The following is an 18,567-nucleotide window of genomic DNA, read 5'->3' as shown; positions in this document are numbered from 1 at the left end:
TGAGGAGTAGAAAATGGCAGCTCAAATAGTCGGTTTTGATGAGAAGAAGCAGCGTATTTCAACCCAACTGCTGCTGCAGAAAATTTATGCCGCCCTCGAGCAAGGGGAGACGGAATTCGAGGTACTCTCATCCGGACATCACAACATCGGGGGCCCCCTGTGGACCGGCGACGGGTCGCCGCTGAGCTTCCGGGTCAAAAATCCCGGTCAGCGGGTTGGATCCTTCGGCTTGGAAGGGACCGAGATCGTTGTCGATGGCTCAGCGCCTGCCGATGCCGGGTGGCTCAATGCCGGCGCCAACCTGACCATCCTTGGCGACGGCGGCGACACCACCGCGCATTGTGCCGCCAGCGGCGTAATCCGGGTTGCAGGGCGGGTCGGAGCGCGTTCCGGCTCGCTGATGAAGCACGACCCGGCCTATGAACCGCCGGAGCTGTGGGTGCTGAAGAACACCGGCTCCTTCTCGTTCGAATTCATGGGCGGCGGCATCGGCGTTATCTGCGGCATCGACTGCGAGGGATACGATTCGGTTTTGGGCGACCGCAGCTGCGTCGGCATGGTGGGGGGCACCATCTATGTGCGAGGCCCTGTGAGAGGGCTTTCCAACGAAGTGTGGCTGCTCGATCTCGATGACGCTGATCGCACCTATCTCGACCAGGGGCTGCCGCTTTTTCTGGAAAAAATCGGTCGTCCCCACCTGCTGGAGTCGCTGCTCGATTTTTCCCAGTGGAAAAAAATCGTGGCCAAGAGCTACGAAGAGCGCAATATCCACAGCCGCATCTCCATCCGTGAATTCCGGCACGACAAATGGGTCGAAGGCGGCATCTTCGGAGACGTGGTGGTGGACGACTACGCCCATATCGCCAACCTGGTCAACACCGGCGAGGATCGCCTCAAAATCCCGCGCTGGCAGGACAAGCGCTTCGGCGCGCCCTGCCAGGTGTCCTGCCCCTCTCAGATTCCGACCCAGGATCGCATCAACCTGCTGCGGCAGGGCAAGGTGAGAGAGGCGCTCGAACTGGTCCTCAACTATTCGCCCTTTCCCGCCAGCGTCTGCGGCGAGGTCTGCCCCAACCTGTGCATGGACGCCTGCAGCCGCCGCTATATCGACAAACCGGTGGCCATGAAGGAACTGGGGCGCCTCTCGCTGGAAGCCGCCTCTCCTGCGCCGAAACCGGACAGCGGGAAAAAGGTGGCGATCATCGGCGGCGGTCCCGGAGGTCTTTCAGCAGCCTGGCAGGCCAAACTTCTCGGCCACGACGTCACAATCTATGAGGCCGATAAAGAAGTCGGCGGCAAACTGCGCCAGGCGATCCCCACGGAACGACTGCCGGAGAAATCTCTCCAGAGGGAGATCGAACGGATCAAGACGCTGGGCATTGACATCCGGACCCGCACCTGCGTCGACAGCGAAATGTTCTCCCGGCTCCGGGAAGAGTACGACGCCATCGTCATCGCCTCGGGGGCTCACAATCCGGTGGTCATCCCCTTCCCCGGACATGAACGCATGGTCAAGGGACTCGATTTCCTCAAGCAGATCAATAACGGCGAGCAGCCGAAAGTCGGCGACCGGGTTATCGTCATAGGTGCCGGCAATGCCGGCATGGATGTCTGTCTCGGGGCTTACGCCATGGGCGCGAGGAAAGTGACCGCCATCGACATTCAGCGTCCGGCCGCCTATCAGAAGGAAATCGACCAGGTCAGAGCGCTCGGCGGCGATATCCGCTGGCCGGTGTTCACCGAAAAAGTCACCCCTGAAGGGCTGTGGACCAAAGACGGTGAGCTGATCGAAGCCGATATGGTGATCATTGCCATCGGCGAGCGTCCGGATCTCTCCTATGTTCCGCGCAAATGGCTGACCGATCGCGGCATGATGGACGTCGATGACTGCGGCCAGGTCGTTCGGGCTCCCGGAGTTTTTGCGATTGGCGACACCCTCGCGCCCGGCCTGCTGACCCACGCCATCGGCACCGGCCGGGAGGCAGCCCTCTACCTGGACGAATACCTGGCGGGGCGCCAACCGGTGCCCATCCAGAAGCCGCAGATGATCAACCAGAGCTGTCTGTCGAAAGAGCTGTTCAAACCGCGCAACCGCGGCCGCTTCTGCGTCACCGACGCCAAGGACGAGACGCTACGCTGTATTAGCTGCGGGACTTGCCGCGACTGCTCCATGTGCCTGGAATCCTGCCCGGAAGGAGCCATCCGCCGCCTGGAAAACGACGACGGCACCTTTGAATACGTCTCCGACGACAATGTCTGCATCGGTTGCGGCCTGTGCGCCGGCATCTGCCCCTGCGGCGTGTGGGCCATGGAGCAGGTGGTGTAAATACTGGTCCGCCCGAGATCGCGGCTTCCATGACAAGGGACACTTTTCGCCATCCCTGGCCGTTTGACTGGCGCCTTCCCTGGCGCCAGACACCCTTGTCATAGAAGCCGCGATCCCAGGCTACGCCGCGACATACCCTCGACGCAGAGGCGCAGAGAATTGTCCTTCTCCGCGCCTCTGCAATCTCTGGGTCTCTGCGTTAAAAGGTTTTTTCTCGGCCTCTCCCCGCAAATCGGCTATAATCTCCCTCCCAATCCGCATCAGGAGTGATGATTATGTCCAGTTCCTTCGGTACGCTTTTTCAGGTCAGCACCTTTGGCGAATCCCACGGCGTCGGCGTCGGCGCGGTCGTTGACGGCTGCCCTGCAGGCCTGCAGCTCTGTGAAGCCGACATCCAGACCCAGCTTGACCGGCGCCGCCCGGGGCAGAGCGATCTGACCACCCCCCGCCAGGAGGCCGACCGGGTCGAAATCCTCTCAGGTGTTGAAAACGGGCTGACGCTGGGCACCCCCATCGGGCTGCTGGTGCGCAACAAGGACCAGCGCCCCGGCGACTACGGCGAGATGAGCCGTGTGCCGCGCCCCTCCCACGCCGACTATACCTACCAGATGAAATACGGCATCCGCGCCGCCAGCGGAGGCGGACGCTCCAGTGCGCGGGAGACCATCGGAAGGGTGGCGGCCGGCGCCATCGCGGAAAAGATTCTAAGGGAGAAATGGGGAGTGGAGATCGTCTCCTGGGTGAGCGCCATCGGCGATATCGAAGCGCCCGAGGTCGATCCCCTGGAAATCTCCCGCCCTCAAGTCGATGCAACGCTGACCCGCTGCCCCGCCCCGGAAGCGGCAAGGCGCATGGAAGAGCGTGTTCTTGAAGTCAAGGAAGCGCAGGATTCCATCGGCGGCGTCGTCACCTGCGTGTGCCGCAACGTGCCCACAGGCTGGGGCGAGCCGGTGTTCGACAAGCTGGAGGCCAAGCTGGCGCAGGCCATGCTGTCGCTGCCGGCGACAAAGGGGTTTGAAATCGGCTCGGGGTTTGCCGGCACCCGCATGCTTGGCTCGCAGCACAATGACCTCTTTGTCAGGAAAGGTACGCGCCTCGGCACCGTCAGCAACCATTCAGGCGGGGTACTCGGCGGCATCTCTAACGGTGAGCCCGTCATCTTCCGGGTCGCCTTCAAGCCGGTGGCCACCATCGGCAAAACGCAGAAAAGCGCTGATTTCGAAGGGCAGGAGGTGGAACTGGCGGCCAAGGGAAGGCACGACCCCTGCGTGGTGCCGCGGGCCGTCCCGATCGTGGAAACGGCTGCCGCCCTGGTGTTGATCGATCTGGCGCTGCGCCAGCAGGCGCGAGGCTGAAAAACCCGCTCAGTCGCTGCGCCGGAGAATGTCGCCGCAGGCCCTGCAGCGGTAGACACTCTGCCCCCGCGCGATCCGGCCATGACGGATACGGGTCAGGCAGTGCTTACGGCACTTGCAGACATAGATAAAATCACGGGGGAGGGTTCGAGACGGCTTGAGAGGCAGGCTGTGGGTGCGTTGCGGTTCGAGGGCGAAGCACTCCTGCATGACGCTTCGCCACTCGGCGCCGTGAGGGCGGCATTTGGCCCCCCAACGCAACACGACGATCAGGTGGGCGATCTCATGGGGAACGGTCTCATTGAGCATTTCGGCGGGATGAGCGGCGTAGGCCTGCAGATTGAAGCGCAAACGAAGCTGCGATGCCTTGCGGCTGCCCCGGTGCACCGACATACGCCACCCTGCCTGTGCCGCGCAACGCCCCCGCAAGCCGAAATCGATTTCCGGCAACGGCAAACTGCCGAGATCATAGAAATCAGTGGCCTTCTGCCACGCCTGAACGACGGCACGACGGATGGCATCCCTGTCGTCGCCGATGACAGTCTCAGCCCCGGCAGCGAAAAAAGCATCCAGAAACTTCACTCTGAGCGTGCTTCGTCCGCCTCGACCCAGGCACCGATCTTCGCGGCCAGCTCATCCGGCAGATCAAGAAAACGCAGCCCCATGCCGGGCTCAAGATCGGAGGACTTGCGAAAATCCCGTGTCCAGGCGACTTCACAGCGGCAGGAGAGCGGCATTTCGAGAGGCGCGGGAAGGGTCATCTCCACATCAAACTGCTCCCCCTGGCGCCGGGGGTTGACGGTGGAAATGAACATGCCGTTCTGACTGATGTTTTTGGCGTATCCGAAGAAAACCCTGCGGCCGTCGTCAAGGCGCACGCGCTGCACCAGCAAGGGTTTGCGCAAGTCCCTGCGGCGATCGCCCGTCGGGTTGTCGGTATCGGCCTGCTGTGCTGTGCGGGGCATAATCTTGATCCTTTTTCCGTCAGCGGGGATCATGGCCATGGCCGGCGGTCATCCCGAGTGTCAGACTCCGGCTTCACTCTTTTGGTATTTTCTAAGCACTTTTAAATAATTATCAGCATTTCCGCTACTTGGCAAGCCCAGATGTGTCAACAGCGACGGAATGACCGTTTCCGCTGTCCCCCACCAACCGTGATGATCGCAGATACGGGAGATCATGCGCCGGGTACGCAGGGCATCGAACCACTGGTGAAAAGCGCGACGGCGCGCATCAGGGCGTCGATGCTGGCGATACAATTTGCTCCAGAACCCATCCAGCCCGCACTCCCCAAGAAAATCAGCCAGCGCCGGAGAGAGAGGGGCAAGCCGCGCAGTGATCTCATCCACATCCTCTTCGACGGCCCGCTCGACCGCTCGCAAAAAAGCGCCCAGCAGTTGAAATGATTCCCGAGTCGAAAAACGCACCGCTTCCAGCTCCCCATCCTGCAGGCGCGCAAGGGCCGGTCCGGTGCCGAAAGGAGTGCGCGCTGAAAGACGCGCCGCCGGATAAACCATCGTGCCCCCGACCTGCTCTATTCCCCCAATTTTGGCCAATTGCTGAAGAAAGTAGAAGTCCTCCCCCGCCTTCCTCCGGTTCATGCCGCCGGCGGCGACATAGGCCTCGGCGCGGCAGGCCAGGGCGCTGCCGATGGTGTGGTAGGCATAGGGGGAACGCGCGAGCTCCAGGCCGAGCACGTAATGGCGCAGGTACAGCTCATAATGCGTGATGGCGTCATCAAGTTCCGGCGTCGCCCCGCGGCAGTGCCGAAAGGGCACCACCGCCCCGGCTGAGGTGCAGTTGCGAAAGTGCGCCATCAGCGCCTCGAAGTAATTGCCGTCGGTCAGGGTGTCGGCATCGAGAGAGGCGCACAGGGGATCTCCCCGCCAGTCAAGACATTCCAGCGCAAGATCGAATCCGATCTTGCGCGCGAGGCCGACACCTTCACCGCCCGGCAGCTCGAGTCCGGCGGAAGACGCATCGACCCAAGCGAGGTTCAGACCGAAACCTGAGCCCCCGGCCTCTTCGAGCAGGGTCAGGGTGCGCCCGTTCTGCTCCCGCCACGGCTGCGGCGCATCGCACCGGTTGTTGACCACCACCACGACCAGAAATTTCTCGCGCCAGCGTGCCGGGTTGGCGCCCAGGGAGTTCAGCGTCTCGGGCAGACTTTGCTCCTCGGCCAAAGCGGGAACCACCACCACGCCGTCAAACGATCTGCCGTGATTTCCACTCAGCGCCCAGGGACCGGCCACGGCGCGCCGCCGCTGGTATTTGTTCACCGCGGCCGGGGTCACGCCTCCTCCAACAGGCTCAAAGCCTGGGAGAAAGGATCATTAAAACCATCGACCCAGTGAATTTCAATCCCCTGCCGTTCCATGCGGCGGAACCAGGTCTCCTGCCGCTTGGCGAATTTATGAATGGCGGTATTGAGCTGCGCCTGCATTTCGCCAAAACTCAGTTCTCCCCGCAGATAGCGTGCGATGAAGCGGTATTCAAGACCGTAAAACTCCATCGTCTCCCAAGTGACCCCCTGCCGGTGCAGACGCTCGACTTCCTCAACCATCCCTTCCTCCAGGCGCTGCTGCAGGCGTCGGGTGATGCGCGCCCGCAACTCGGGACGCGGCCAGCGTATGCCGATCACCAACGGAGTAACAGAAGGCAGCGGCGGCAGAGGGGCGGCGGCACGCTCCCCTTCCGCAATCTCGATGGCGCGCACCAGCCGGTCGCGATCGGTCAGGTCGGTGGTGTTGTGCTGACGGGGTTTGAGTTCCAGCAGTCGCTCGCGCAGCCACTGTAAGGAGCGGGTTGCGAGTTCGGCCCGCAACTCCGGGTCGGGAGGGACCTCGATCAACCGGTAACCACGCAGTACGGCATCGAGGTAAAGACCGCTGCCTCCCACCATGACCGGCATACGGCCACGACCTTCGATCTTTTCGAAGACTTCAAAAAAATCGCGCTGGAAGGCGAAAACATGATACTCCTCACCCGGGTCGGCGATGTCGATGAGATGATAGGGAATATCCCCATATTCGGCCAGATCCTTGCCGGTCCCCAGGTCCATGCCGCGGTAGACCTGGCGGGAATCAGCGGAAATGATTTCACCACCGACCCGCTGCGCAAGCTGCACCCCGAGCCGGGTTTTTCCCGTCGCGGTCGCACCGAGAACCACCAGCAGATTGATATCAGACTTCAAGGACATAAAATGTTGTCCTGACGCTTGAATGAAAACATATTCGGTTGCGTTTTCCACCGAGGGGGTGCAGCTCTCCCCTGACAAGGGTGTCTGGCGCCAGGGAGGGCGCCAGTCAAGCGGCCATGGATGGCGAAAAGCGTCCCTTGTCAGGGGAGAGCTGCACCCCCTGCCGACGATGAAATACCAGGCCTCTTTCATTTGTCTTTCGTGTGCAGAAAAGTAACTTTTATTCCAGCCGGCAATCTGCTACATTCGAAATTTGTGAAACCATCCCATCACCTGACGATTCTGATATTCAAATGAGCATTGCCGAAAACGCCCACAACCCAAAGCAGGGCGAAGCGCGCCGCCTGCCGCGCGACCGCCACCCCATCTCCCGCAAACTGATCGATCCCGACACGCTCAAAGTACTCTACCGCCTGCACCGCCACGGCCACAAGGCCTATCTGGTGGGAGGCAGCGTACGGGACCTGCTGCTCGAGCGTCGCCCCAAGGATTTCGATGTCGGCACCGATGCCTCTCCCAACCAGGTCAAAAAGCTCTTTAAAAACTGCTTTCTGGTAGGGCGCCGCTTCCGCCTGGCACACATTCGCTTTGCCGGCGGCAAAGTGATCGAGGTCGCCACTTTCCGTCGCAAACCTAAAGAGGATGAGTTGCCGGAGGATCCGGCGGAACATTTTGGTTTTCGGGAGAATGTCTTCGGCACGCCGCGGGAGGATGCCTTCCGGCGCGATTTTACCATCAACGGGCTGTTCTACGATATCTCTGATTTTTCCGTGATCGATCATGTCGGCGGGCTTGAGGACTTGGAGGCACGGAGGATAAGAGTGATCGGCGACCCGACCGAGCGCTTTACCGAAGATCCGGTGCGCATGCTGCGAGCGTTGGAGTTCTGTGCCCGCCTCGACTTCACCCTTGATGCGTCGGTGCGCGAAGGGATTTATGCCTGCGCACCCATCATCGCGGAAGCCGCGCCGGCCCGCATACGCGAAGAACTCATGGAACTCTTCCGCCATGGCGTGGGGGGACGGGTCCTGCGGGACGCCTCGGCGACAGGTCTACTGGAGCCGCTGCTGGCCGGGTATCGGGGGGACGAACGAACCTTCGCTCTGCTGGAGATCCTCGACCGCCATCACCGGCAGGGGCGACCGGTTGAGGAACCCTATGTACTTGCCGCTCTCTATCTGGAACGATTTCTGCGCACCTGCCCCCCGGACGAACCGATGCCCGTCACGGAAGTCGTGCGGCGCGCGGGACTGATCCTGTCACCCCACTGCCGCTACTTCAGCATCGCGCGCGGAATCTCACACCAGGCCAGGGAGCTGCTGGTCGGGATATTCCGTCTGGCGCGCGGGCGCCGACAGCGGGGCGAGCAGCGCCTGCTGACCCACCCCATGATCCCTCACGCACTGAAATTGCTTGCCGATTGGAGCGAAGTCTGCGGTGACTACCGCAGCCAGGTTGCCGCCTGGCGGGAATTGATCGATGCGGCAGAGAAAAAACCGATGCCGACCGACGACAAAAAACCGCAGCGGCCGCGCAGTCGGCGCCGCCGCAAACCGCGCCGCACGCCGCCACCTAAAAAGTAGCAGGTCTGCACGATGGAAAAAATCATTATTGCCGCAATCGCCGACAATGGCGTGATCGGCCGCGACAACGACCTGCCCTGGGATCTTCCCGAAGATCGCCGACTGTTTCGCGACCTGACCCTCGGTCAAGCCGTCATCATGGGACGGCGCACCTTTGAGAGCCTTAACGGCAAGCCCCTGCCGCAGCGTCACAATATTGTCGTCAGCCGCACATTGGCCCCCCAGGCCGACATCCACATCTGCCCTGATTTCGATTCAGCCCTGACCATAGCGCAAACCCTGGCGGAAAAAGTCTTTTTCATCGGTGGCGAGCAGATCTACCGACGCGCCCTTGCGGTGGCCGACCTCATGATCCTCTCCCATGTTCATGGCAGCTTTACCGGCGACACTTTCTTTCCCGAATTCGACGCCAACCAGTGGCGCCTGGTCTCAGAAAAAGACTATCCGGGCTTTCAGCAACAGGTCCTGCGTCGCCAGTTTCGTCAATGAAAAATTCTCTATATCAGTTCAATGGCAGCCCAGTGAAGAGACAGCCAGCCACCCGATTGACCAAATTGAAGCCGCAAGGGCGAGGAACAACCTAAACTGGATGAGCATTTTAAGGCTTGCGCTGGAAAAGTCTCCAGAAACGGCAAAACCTATCGTCGCTGAAATTAAACGTATCGACCGGGAGATTTCCGACCTTGCCGATAAGCTTACCGAGCAAAATGCCTAACAAGGCAAATGCACTCGGACGGCAAAAAGCGCCGCTCTTTCCTCGCTCTGCTTTTTTCCGCCGGTGATTTGCGGCGTTAGCGCAATAAATGAGGAGGGTTTATGGGGTGGATTTATGCATTTCGTGATTCAAGATATGACGTTGGCATTAAGCTAGGATGGGAAAAAAGCAAATATGGAAATAAGTATATAACAATTGCGCATAGCTATAGTCCCGCAGAAATAATCTATGAAGCTGCATGGGAAATCGAAACTGAAGTAAAAGATCGATCTCAAAGTAACGCAATCGAAGAAAAGGCAAGCCAAAATCTAACAAACCTCAACTTTCCAAACAATGGGAGGGAGTGGTTCAATATAGACACAAAAAGCTGCATCGAGATTGTCAGCGATAATCTGAAACTAAAATCTGTAAAAATAAATAAATTATCAAATAACAATCATGATGATTTTAGATACCCAAAACATCTTGATTCTCCACGCATGAGCAAGCACAAACAAGTTCTCTGGGTATATGAGGAAAATATAACAAAAAGAATTAAGCTCCAAAGAATTGATGAATGGAAAACACCAAGGGAAACCAGAAAAAGATATAGCAGAAATGGGTTCAAGCCAATCGCAGCGTTCACATACCAAAGCGGAGTAAACATCAACTCAAACATTAAAATTCATAGGCTATGGGAAACCACACTTACAAATTACAAAACCCCTATTGACAACTCAACATACGGTTGGCTCCCAGAAAATGTCAGTGGAGAAGAGGTAATTCATTACCTCGCCAAAAATCACTTTGAGCAACTTTCTCCACCTTTTAACAACAAACCATTCGGCGTTAGGACAAGTTACAACATCGCAGAATAATGCGCTAATCGGGTAGCCGGGGGTTTTTAATCCCGAATAGGTGGTTGAGGCCGGCATTGACCTGCTGGACACCGAGTCCGAGGGAGGTCGCTACCCCGAACAGCGTCGCCACCGTGGCCATGATGTCAATGACGTTACCGATCGGTCCGTAGATCTTCTCTCCAAAAAGAGGGTAGAACACGGAGCGAATCGAGAGGGGAAGGCCCTTGTTGAAGGAGAAAAACGCCAGAGGGGGGGAGTAAAAAGAAAAAGGGAAAAAGCGGCAGGAATGGATCGTGTAACGGGGCGGGAATAATGCGAAAAGATCAACGCGGCAGGATGCGGCGCCCGTACACGTCGTTGATTACATGCGCGAACCCGATATAGGTGGCGAGCAGACCGCAGGCCACGCCCTCCCAGCCGACCAGACGGATCAGCCAGGGAAGTTCAGCCGCTTCCCCCAGGGCCAGCCCGAAGAAAAACACCCCCAGCAGCGCATAAACCGCAGCCATAAGGCGCCCCAGGGGCAGCGCCGCGCACACCATAACGGTGGTAAACATCCCCCACAGGGTGAGATAGGAGACCATGGCCAGGCTTGATGGCGCCTCACCGATGCCGGCCCGTGGAAGGACCATCAGCCCCACCAGGGTCAGCCAGAACAGGCCGTAGCTGATAAAGGAGGTGGCATCGAAAGTGGAATTTTTTCTCCACGCCAGAAGGCCGGCAATGATCTGAGCCAAACCGCCATAAAAAAGACCGACGGCAAGAATCAGGGGGTCGAAAGGGATAAGCGCCGCCTGACGCAGGCTGAACAACACAGTGGTCATGCCGAAGCCGAACAGCCCCAGGGGGACGGGGTTGGCCGTGGCTGCAGCAAGACTCATAATCCCGGCGCCGCCGGAATCACACGTTATGGACTGTTCGTCATCCTGTTCCACATGGTTGATCTGGCGGGCGGCGATCGGAGGATAACTCTCACCGTCTTTCATCACCGCCGTCTCAAGGGACAGGGGACGTGCGGGAGATCGGGGCGGAGAATCAGCAACAAGCTCGGGAAACCGCTGGGCAAGCTCCTGGAACTTGCTGCACTCCTGATGCTGGGCGCGGCAGTAGCGAATGATCTGGCGTACATCGGAGGGGCTGATATAGCCGCAACCGACGTCGCAGAGATCTTCGTCCTGACCGTAGAAGGGACAGATAATGTCGTCTGTCATAAGCGCTCGCCCGTTTTGCAAAGAATAAACAGTCAAAGAGTCGCCAACGCAACCGCGTGGACGTCATGCCTTGGCGATAGATAGAGCAAGAGGCATTCCAAATCAGGGAAAAATTCATTCTTCCGCGAAAAGACAATGAAGTCGGCATATTGCCTTTGAAAGACTTGAGAATGGAGCGGGACAGGTTTTGCATCTCTGCAAAGGGGAAGAGCCGCTGCAACAGAAACTATCCCGTCAGCGCAGCCCTTCTGGACGAAGAAAAAACTCTAGTATTTTCGTACAATTAAAGAAAATCCCAGGAGGTTCAGACAGATGATTCGCAAAAATGCAAAGCGTCCGGGAGAGGCCTTTGCATTTATGCGAGGACGCAACGGCAACCTGGGAAGATCAAAGATAGTCTTCCTTGCGGATATTGTACTTTTTCAGCTTGCGGTAGATGGTGGCCATATTCATGCCTGCCAGGCGGGCGGCTTCTTCCACATTGCCCTGGGCCTTGCGCAGCAGTTCTTTCAGATAACTGGTCTCAAACTGCGAAAGCGCACTTGAATAGTCTTCGTCCGACCCGCGCTCGCGCGGCTGTGTTTCGTCGATCTCGATAAACTGCGCCAGGGTCGGAAGCGTGATGTAATCGCCGCTCTCCATGGCTAGAGCCCCCTCAATGGCGTTGCGCAGCTGCCGGATGTTTCCCGGCCAGGAAAAATCACTGGCCACCTCCATCGCTTCGGGGGAAAGTCCTTTGACCCGGGTGCCGAATCGTTCGTTCTGCTCACGGATGAAATGATCGGCCAGCAGGGCAATATCCGGTTTGCGTTCGCGCAGAGGCGGCAGGTGAATATTGACCACGTTGAGGCGGTAGTAGAGGTCTTCACGGAAGGTCCCCGCTTTCACCGCCTCCCTGAGATCGGCGTTGGTGGCGGAGAGAATCCGCACATCGACTTTGGTGGTATGGGTGTCGCCGATGCGCCGAAATTCCTGCTCCTGAAGAAAACGCAGCAGGGTCTTCTGCACATTCATCGGCAGGTTGCCGACTTCATCGAGGAAAAGAGTGCCGCCGTCGGCGGCCTTCAGCAGCCCCTCCTTGTCTTCGGTCGCACCAGTGAATGCCCCTTTTTTGTAACCGAACAGCTCGCTCTCCAGCACTGATTCGGGCAGGGCACCGCAGTTGATGGCGACAAAACGTCCCTCTTTGCGTGGTGAGTTGTAATGCACCGCCTGGGCGATGAGTTCTTTGCCGGTGCCGCTCTCGCCGGTGATCAGGATCGAAGTGTCGCGCACCGCCAGTTTTTCCACCTTATCCAGCACGGCTCGCAGTTTTTCAGAGGTTCCGATGATGCGCTCAAAACGAAAGCGCCCTTCAAGTTCCTCGCGCAGGCTCTGATTCTCTGAAGCCAGCAGGTTGAGCCGCAGGGCATTTTTCACCCGGAAAAGCAGCTCGTCGGGCTCGAAGGGCTTGGTCACCATGTCGTAAGCGCCCTTGCGCATGGCGCTGATGGACATATCCACCGTCGCATGGGCGGTAATCACGATCACCGGGATGGCCGGATCTTTCTCCTTGATTTTCTGCAGCACTTCGATACCGCTCATCTCCGGCATCTTGATGTCGGTGATCACCAGATCATAGCGGCCGGCGACGAAATCCTTCACGGCGGGTACCGGACGATTATAGGCCCGCACCTCGTAGCCCTCGTCACCGAGTACCGCTTCGAGCATGCGGCAGAGCCCCTCTTCATCGTCAATCAGCAGAATACGCGGTTTTTTCGCCATAAATTATTTATTCCTCCTGCTCCACACCGGTCACGGCGGGAAGCCGAATCACCACGGTGGTCCCCTGCCCCGGCGTACTGTCGATACGAATTTCGCCATGATGCAGTTCGATGATCTGACGGGTGATCGCCAGACCGAGACCGGTCCCTTTAGGGCGCGTCGTAAAAAAGGGTTCAAAGATTTTTTCCAGATACTCCGCCGGAATACCCGACCCGGTATCGGCAAACACCAGCTCGACCCATTCATCGCCTGCGCGGCGCGTGGAAACGGTCAACTGGCCGCCGTCCGGCATGGCTGCGCCGGCATTGAGAATCAGGTTGATGGCCACCTGGCGGATCTGGTCGCCGTCGATCCGGACCGGTTTGAGGTGACCGGCGAAATCCTTGCGCACCTTCACATTGTGCATGTCGGTGTGGTTGGCAGCGAAATCGACGATCTGTCCCAGCAGATCGTTGAGATCGGTTTCGCGCAGGTCGGGACGCGGCGTACGGGCATAGTTGAGCAGATCCTGAACGATCTTCTTGCAGCGTTTACTCTCGCGCTTGATCTCATGCACGTACTTGAATTTAGGATCATCCTGGTCGAGTTTGCCTTCCAGGTAAGCCGCGTATCCGAGAATCACGCCGAGAGGATTGTTGATTTCATGAGCGACACCTGAAGACAGCACCCCGAGGGAGGCCATCTTGCCCTGCTGAGCCAGGCTTGCCTCCATCTCCTGATTGCTCTTGAGCCTTTCTGCCATCCGGTTGAAGGCCTCCGCCAGCTCGCCTAGTTCATCGCGGCTGTCTACTTTCATGCGTACATCAAGTCGGCCTTTGCGAACCTGGCGAATGGCATCCATCATCCGTGTGATGGGGGTCGTGAGCACCTGAGCGGCGAGAAACACGAGGAAAACAGCCGTCAAGCCGACAAAAAAGGTGATCACAATCAGGCTTGACAGGATACTGGTTTTGATCTGGCGTGCCTCATGGAAAAACTCATCCTCATAGGAACCCACCGCGACGATCCAGTCCCAGGGCTTGAAATAGCGATAGCGCACGATCTTCATCCGCGGCAGATCGTCGCCGATATTGCGCCAGGGGTAGCGGATCCAGCCATTGCGATTTTCAATCATCTCCCGCACGAAAGGTCTACCGGTAAAGTCAACGGAATCAGCAATATTGGTCCCTTCCGCATCGGGATGAATGGTCAGGGTCCCTTCAAGATCCATGCAGTAGATATAGCCGGTACGTCCGACCTTTTTGCTCTTGAGTTTCTGCTTGAGATCTTCCATGGAGCGGCGCTCGAAATCGAGATCCTCATAGGTCTCCTCGAGATAGCCGGTGGTGGCGATGATCCAGTCCCATTGGGGGAAATAGCGATAGGCGGCAATCTTCTGCCGCGGATACCGGTCGCCCAGCACTTCGTTGCGCCAGGGGTAGACCATGAACAGCACTTCCCCGGGCTCGGACCTGAGAGCGGTCTGGATCATGGCGCGGATGAAATGGCGGCCGCTTTCATCCTGCTCGTCGTAGATGTTCTCCCCTTCGCGGGCGATATGAGCTTTGAGCAGACCTTCCGTGTTCATGGCGAAGATGTAACCGGTTTCACCCACGTTGACGCGCTTAAGGCCGTGTCTCGCTTCGTGCTGGGCCTGCTCGAGCGAAATCTGTCCGCTGCGGTACTGATTGTGCTGGGATTCAACCAGGTTGTAAGCCAGATTGGTAAGGGTCTCCAACTCCTCGCGAATGACCTTCTTCTTATCTTCCTTGTACACCTGGAACTGCTGATAATGGCTGTCGAGCAGGTCGATGGTGAAATGCGCCATGTGGTCGAGGTCGTCCTTGCTGGCCTGGGTGACGCCGCGATAAGCCTGTTCGTAGCTGATGTAGCCCACCACGCCCCCCACCACGAACAGCGGCAGAATCACCAGAGGCAGAACCACAACCAGCAGCTTCCAGCGAAGTTTCAAATCGTTGATGAAACGCAAAAGAGTGATGGCCATCAGAACGCGCCTTTTTCAAACATTTCAACGGCCTTTCCACAGTCCCAGCAACGCGCCGCGGTCGCGCTCCTGGGCATCCAGGCGCGAGCGCAGCTTCCTGGAGAGTACAATCCGTTGCTCTCCGGTATAGGCTTCATGGTTTTTTTCCATCTCTTCTAGCTTGTAGCGGTAGTTGACCATCAAACCGCAGGACTGGCGCATTCCCTTGGGCGAAAGATCCCCAAGCCAGTTGATGCGTTCGATGCGTGCGCCGTTGCCTAGGTGAAAACGCTGCACCGGATCCAGGGGAAACCCGTCGCCGCGCTTCTGATGAAAATAGCGCAGGCACAACCGCTCCAGGGGATCTTGCAGCCACTCCACGACCTGTTCATCCTCCCACCAGCCGAGACATGAAACAACCGCCTGGATGGTGGCCTCCGTTTCGAGTCGGGCGGCGGCGTCCGAAACGGCCCGCCGCAGGGTCTCCACCAGCGGGTCGTCCTTTTCGTCTTCCCAGACCTGCTGCAGCCAGCGGGTAAAACCGGGGATAGGCGACAAGGTGGCAAAGGTCTTGAGGTCAGGAAAATCCCGCCGCAGGTCATCGACCACCTGTTTGATCAGAAAATTGCCGAAGCTGATGCCGCGCAGGCCTTTCTGGGCATTGGATATGGAATAGAAAATAGCCGTGTCGGCCGTCTGGGGGTCAACCTCGGGGGCGGAGGGGTCAAGCAGATCCTGAATGCTGCCGGCCAGCCCCTCGACCAGGGCAATCTCGATAAAGATCAGCGGCTCGTCCGCCAGGGCGGGGTGGAAAAAAGCGTAGCAGCGGCGATCGGATTCCAGGCGGTTGCGCAGATCAGTCCAGGAATGAATCTCGTGCACCGCCTCATAGGCAATGAGCTTTTCCAGCAATGCGGCCGACGATTCCCAGGCGATGCGCTGCAACCGAAGAAATCCCAGGTCGAACCAGGTGGCGAGCAGGCCGCGCAACTCATGGGAAAGATGCGCCAGGCGCTTGTCCTCGCCGGCCCATTCGAGCAGGTCGGCACGCAGATCGATCAGAAACTTTACTCCGGCCGGGAGGATATTGAAATGACTCAGAAGCCGCAAGCCGGGTGACGCCATGGCCTTATCCAGACGCTGCTTCGCTTCGAGGAAGGACTCCGGGTCCCCGGCGTCAAGCATGCGCCTTGCAAGGTCACACAGATGCTTGGCATCCGGCGGGAATTCATGCACCAGCAGCTGCAGAAAGCGCTGGCGCCCTTCGGCAGTCATGGAAATATAGGCTCGTCCGAGTTGGGCCGCGCGCACCCGCGCCGAGATCTCCCCGCCTCGCTCCTCAAGACAGTCGCGCATCAGTTGGCGCAGGCGATCACGTTGTTCTTCGGGGAGATTGGGTTTGAATTCGAAATCGCGCTCGCCGTCACGCGACAGGGAGATGCCGCGCCACAGCCCTCCCAGCCCTTGTAAAACATCACGCAGCGTTTTGGATGTTTCCATCTTTTCTCCTGAATTCATCCGTTTCCTGTTACGTCACGAAAACGCCATCATACTCGCCGGGGCTTTTGAAGACAAGGTTGCGTATACATAAAAACAGGAGGAAAAGACGTGTTTGAGGGGTAGTCAATTTTTTTCATCTGGTTTATATTGTCAATTCTGCAAAAAGCATCAAAATAAGCGCTGCACTCAAGATAGCGAGGTTTTTGTGGCAAGACGCAGCCCCTGGCTCTTGACAATCTATTTTGCATTTCTTTTCTGCCTGTTGCTGTGGGGACGCGTACCCGCTGAAACCGAGTGCCGCAACCAGGGCATGCAGCTGTTCAACTCGGGGGCGCACCAGGTCCTGGGCCAGCGGCTGCCGACCCCTTACTGCCCCGCATGCAACGGGCAGCAGGAGGGCTCCTTCCATCTGGCCATGCCCGGCTCAATATCGGGGCCTCTTCCATCAAAGGATTCTCCGCACAAGGCGGTATCCTTAACCAGGCAGTCCTGGGAACCGGCCCCGTCGACCTTTTTTAAAACGCCTCTCGTCACCGGCACGATCCTGCCCGATCTCAGCCTGCAATCTCTGCGCACCGTTGTACTTCTGCATTGAAAGCCCTCATTTCGGTTCTCACCGAAATCTCCCTTTGAAATATCATCACAGAGGACGCCCGGCAAACACAGCGGTACCAATAATGAACGCGTGCCTGGGGGTTGCGGCGTACTCGTCTCACCATGACTTTACCGGAGACTGACCTTGAACAAACAAAAGCGATCTTTTATCAACGCAATCTGGGATTTCTGCTGCTCTCTGAAACTGACCATCGTCATCCTCATCCTGCTGGCGGCAACGTCCATTATCGGCACCGTCATCCAGCAGAACAGGCAGCCGGAAGAGTATATCCGCATTTACGGCGAAGCCACTTTCCGCCTGTTTGAAAAACTTCAGTTTTTCGATATGTACCATTCCTGGTGGTTTCTGACTCTGTTGGCCCTGTTCGCCATCAACCTCACCGCCTGCTCCATCAAACGACTGCCGCGGGTCTTCAAGGTGGTGAAAAACCCGAACCTGACTCCCGACGAATCCTTCTACCGCTCTCTGTCGACCCTGGAAGAGGTGGTCTCCAAGGAAAAGCCTGAAAACCTGCGGGACAAAATCGCCGCGTTTCTGAAAAAGGAATTCGCCGAGCCGAGAATTACCGAGCAGGACGGCAAAATCCACCTCTACTCTGAAAAGATGGCCTGGGCCCGTTTCGGCGTCTACATTACCCACGCCTCGATTCTGATTATCTTCATCGGCGCCATTATCGGAAACGTCTTTGGGTTCAAGGCCTTTGTCAATATCGTGGAAGGCACCGAAACCAGCCGGGTGTGGAAACGCGGCGGCGTCGAACCTCAGCCGATCGACCTTGGTTTCACCGTTCGCTGCGAGGACTTTTCGATGACCTACTACGAAGGCTCCATGCGCCCCAAGGAATACAAGAGCCTGATCACGATCATTGATAATGGCGAAAAAGTCAAAGTTGACCGCCCGGTCATTGTCAACGATCCGCTCACCTACAAGGGGATTGTCTTCTACCAGTCGAGCTATGGTCCGGCGGGCAACCCGAGCTTCACCATAGAGGCCACCGAGCGGGCCAGCGGCGAGAAACAGACTTACACCCTGGAGCAGGGCAAAAGGGCCCGCCTGCCCGGCGGCGCGACGGTGCGCGTCACCAACTTTGCCGAAAATTTCCAGAATTTCGGACCGGCCGCGCGCATCGAAGTGACGAAAGCCGGACAGGCGCCGCGCTCATTTACGGTCCTGAAGAACTTCCCGCAATTTGACGAGCAGCGCGGCGGAGATTATATTTTCTCACTGGCAGGCCTGGAACAGCGCCAGTACACCGGTCTTCAGGTCGCCAAAGACCCCGGCGTGTGGGTCGTGTGGATCGGCTGCACCCTGCTGGTGGTCGGCTCCATCGTCGCCTTCTTCCTCAGCCATCGGCGTGTCTGGGTCAGCATCATGCCCCTTGAGGACGGACGCTCCGGCATCATGATGGGCGGCAACGCTCACCGGAACCAGGCCGCTTTTGAAATGGCCTTCGACGACCTGAAAGACAACCTTAAAAAAGAGATCAACGGTTAAGT

The 18,567-nt window shown here is 58.1% G+C and carries 16 protein-coding genes and 1 pseudogene; 8 read left to right on the top strand and 9 right to left on the bottom strand.

The window, feature by feature from the left end; translation table 11 throughout:
* The first annotated feature begins 13 nt into the window (after positions 1–13).
* Together GSUB_RS01935 and aroC are read left to right on the top strand one after the other, a co-directional pair.
* Complete coding sequence (locus GSUB_RS01935) at positions 14–2,326, top strand: FAD-dependent oxidoreductase (protein WP_052464376.1); 2,313 nt, start codon at positions 14–16, stop codon at positions 2,324–2,326.
* A gap of 275 nt (positions 2,327–2,601) precedes the next feature.
* Positions 2,602–3,681 (top strand): chorismate synthase, encoded by a 1,080-nt coding sequence (aroC, locus tag GSUB_RS01930; protein WP_040198958.1) that lies wholly within the window; start codon positions 2,602–2,604, stop codon positions 3,679–3,681.
* A 9-nt stretch (positions 3,682–3,690) separates the two neighbouring features.
* Here aroC and GSUB_RS17800 read toward each other — a convergent pair whose 3' ends face one another.
* From GSUB_RS17800 to miaA, 4 genes are read right to left on the bottom strand one after another with little or no spacing between them, the layout of a single operon-like run.
* Positions 3,691–4,263, bottom strand: a complete 573-nt coding sequence (locus tag GSUB_RS17800; RefSeq protein WP_052464374.1) for a SprT family zinc-dependent metalloprotease — start codon at positions 4,261–4,263, stop codon at positions 3,691–3,693.
* Positions 4,260–4,646: a PilZ domain-containing protein gene (locus tag GSUB_RS01920; RefSeq protein ID WP_040201933.1), complete on the bottom strand. Its 387-nt coding sequence runs from the start codon at positions 4,644–4,646 to the stop codon at positions 4,260–4,262. The genes GSUB_RS17800 and GSUB_RS01920 overlap by 4 nt, the downstream gene beginning before the upstream one ends.
* 60 nt (positions 4,647–4,706) lie before the next feature.
* Entirely contained in the window at positions 4,707–5,975 is a 1,269-nt protein-coding gene (locus GSUB_RS01915) for a glycosyltransferase family 2 protein (protein ID WP_052464372.1), read from the bottom strand.
* Positions 5,972–6,880, bottom strand: a complete 909-nt coding sequence (miaA, locus tag GSUB_RS01910; protein ID WP_040198955.1) for a tRNA (adenosine(37)-N6)-dimethylallyltransferase MiaA — start codon at positions 6,878–6,880, stop codon at positions 5,972–5,974. Before miaA ends, GSUB_RS01915 begins: the two co-directional genes overlap by 4 nt.
* A 293-nt stretch (positions 6,881–7,173) precedes the next feature.
* Between miaA and pcnB the strand changes: the two genes are divergently transcribed.
* From pcnB to GSUB_RS01895, 4 genes are all read left to right on the top strand, one after another.
* Positions 7,174–8,463: a polynucleotide adenylyltransferase PcnB gene (gene pcnB / locus GSUB_RS01905; RefSeq protein WP_084211665.1), complete on the top strand. Its 1,290-nt coding sequence runs from the start codon at positions 7,174–7,176 to the stop codon at positions 8,461–8,463.
* A gap of 12 nt (positions 8,464–8,475) precedes the next feature.
* Positions 8,476–8,952 carry a dihydrofolate reductase gene (locus tag GSUB_RS01900; RefSeq protein ID WP_040198954.1) on the top strand — a complete coding sequence of 159 codons (477 nt, stop codon included), beginning with the start codon at positions 8,476–8,478 and terminating at the stop codon, positions 8,950–8,952.
* Positions 8,953–9,052: 100 nt separating this feature from the next.
* Complete coding sequence (locus GSUB_RS19845) at positions 9,053–9,178, top strand: hypothetical protein (RefSeq protein WP_268747558.1); 126 nt, start codon at positions 9,053–9,055, stop codon at positions 9,176–9,178.
* A gap of 101 nt (positions 9,179–9,279) precedes the next feature.
* Positions 9,280–10,035, top strand: a complete 756-nt coding sequence (locus tag GSUB_RS01895) for a hypothetical protein (protein ID WP_040198953.1) — start codon at positions 9,280–9,282, stop codon at positions 10,033–10,035.
* 28 nt (positions 10,036–10,063) lie between these two features.
* Here the strand turns inward: GSUB_RS01895 and GSUB_RS18435 are convergent.
* The 5 genes and pseudogenes from GSUB_RS18435 to GSUB_RS01875 all read right to left on the bottom strand — a co-directional run.
* Positions 10,064–10,309: pseudogene (locus tag GSUB_RS18435) on the bottom strand (BCCT family transporter); the annotation flags it as partial.
* A 31-nt stretch (positions 10,310–10,340) separates the two neighbouring features.
* Positions 10,341–11,228: an acetate uptake transporter gene (locus tag GSUB_RS19705; protein ID WP_235269867.1), complete on the bottom strand. Its 888-nt coding sequence runs from the start codon at positions 11,226–11,228 to the stop codon at positions 10,341–10,343.
* Positions 11,229–11,615: 387 nt separating this feature from the next.
* Positions 11,616–12,992 carry a sigma-54-dependent transcriptional regulator gene (locus GSUB_RS01885; RefSeq protein WP_040198952.1) on the bottom strand — a complete coding sequence of 459 codons (1,377 nt, stop codon included), beginning with the start codon at positions 12,990–12,992 and terminating at the stop codon, positions 11,616–11,618.
* A 7-nt stretch (positions 12,993–12,999) separates the two neighbouring features.
* On the bottom strand, positions 13,000–14,976 hold the full coding sequence (locus GSUB_RS01880) for a cache domain-containing protein (RefSeq protein WP_040198951.1): 1,977 nt from the start codon (positions 14,974–14,976) through the stop codon (positions 13,000–13,002).
* A gap of 24 nt (positions 14,977–15,000) precedes the next feature.
* Positions 15,001–16,455: a malonyl-CoA decarboxylase domain-containing protein gene (locus GSUB_RS01875; RefSeq protein ID WP_052464370.1), complete on the bottom strand. Its 1,455-nt coding sequence runs from the start codon at positions 16,453–16,455 to the stop codon at positions 15,001–15,003.
* A gap of 205 nt (positions 16,456–16,660) precedes the next feature.
* Between GSUB_RS01875 and GSUB_RS01870 the strand changes: the two genes are divergently transcribed.
* Positions 16,661–17,050, top strand: coding sequence for a hypothetical protein (locus GSUB_RS01870; protein WP_040198950.1), 390 nt, complete (start codon positions 16,661–16,663; stop codon positions 17,048–17,050).
* Positions 17,051–17,194: 144 nt separating this feature from the next.
* Complete coding sequence (resB, locus tag GSUB_RS01865) at positions 17,195–18,565, top strand: cytochrome c biogenesis protein ResB (RefSeq protein WP_040198949.1); 1,371 nt, start codon at positions 17,195–17,197, stop codon at positions 18,563–18,565.
* Positions 18,566–18,567: the final 2 nt, after the last annotated feature.

Source organism: Geoalkalibacter subterraneus (genome assembly GCF_000827125.1).
GTDB lineage: Bacteria > Desulfobacterota > Desulfuromonadia > Desulfuromonadales > Geoalkalibacteraceae > Geoalkalibacter_A > Geoalkalibacter_A subterraneus.
Note: the sequence above shows the minus strand (reverse complement) of the source record. Positions and strands in the feature narration are given on the sequence as shown.

What these genes read in the sequence shown, in the direction of transcription:
- GSUB_RS01895 (WP_040198953.1), top strand. Translation starts at nt 9,280, where the DNA reads ATGGGGTGGATTTATGCATTTCGTGATTCAAGATATGACGTTGGCATT.
- GSUB_RS01920 (WP_040201933.1), bottom strand. Translation starts at nt 4,646, where the DNA reads ATGCCCCGCACAGCACAGCAGGCCGATACCGACAACCCGACGGGCGAT.
- GSUB_RS01885 (WP_040198952.1), bottom strand. Translation starts at nt 12,992, where the DNA reads ATGGCGAAAAAACCGCGTATTCTGCTGATTGACGATGAAGAGGGGCTC.
- pcnB (WP_084211665.1), top strand. Translation starts at nt 7,174, where the DNA reads ATGAGCATTGCCGAAAACGCCCACAACCCAAAGCAGGGCGAAGCGCGC.
- GSUB_RS19705 (WP_235269867.1), bottom strand. Translation starts at nt 11,228, where the DNA reads ATGACAGACGACATTATCTGTCCCTTCTACGGTCAGGACGAAGATCTC.
- GSUB_RS19845 (WP_268747558.1), top strand. Translation starts at nt 9,053, where the DNA reads ATGAGCATTTTAAGGCTTGCGCTGGAAAAGTCTCCAGAAACGGCAAAA.
- GSUB_RS01880 (WP_040198951.1), bottom strand. Translation starts at nt 14,976, where the DNA reads ATGGCCATCACTCTTTTGCGTTTCATCAACGATTTGAAACTTCGCTGG.
- aroC (WP_040198958.1), top strand. Translation starts at nt 2,602, where the DNA reads ATGTCCAGTTCCTTCGGTACGCTTTTTCAGGTCAGCACCTTTGGCGAA.
- GSUB_RS01875 (WP_052464370.1), bottom strand. Translation starts at nt 16,455, where the DNA reads ATGGAAACATCCAAAACGCTGCGTGATGTTTTACAAGGGCTGGGAGGG.
- GSUB_RS01900 (WP_040198954.1), top strand. Translation starts at nt 8,476, where the DNA reads ATGGAAAAAATCATTATTGCCGCAATCGCCGACAATGGCGTGATCGGC.
- GSUB_RS01935 (WP_052464376.1), top strand. Translation starts at nt 14, where the DNA reads ATGGCAGCTCAAATAGTCGGTTTTGATGAGAAGAAGCAGCGTATTTCA.
- miaA (WP_040198955.1), bottom strand. Translation starts at nt 6,880, where the DNA reads ATGTCCTTGAAGTCTGATATCAATCTGCTGGTGGTTCTCGGTGCGACC.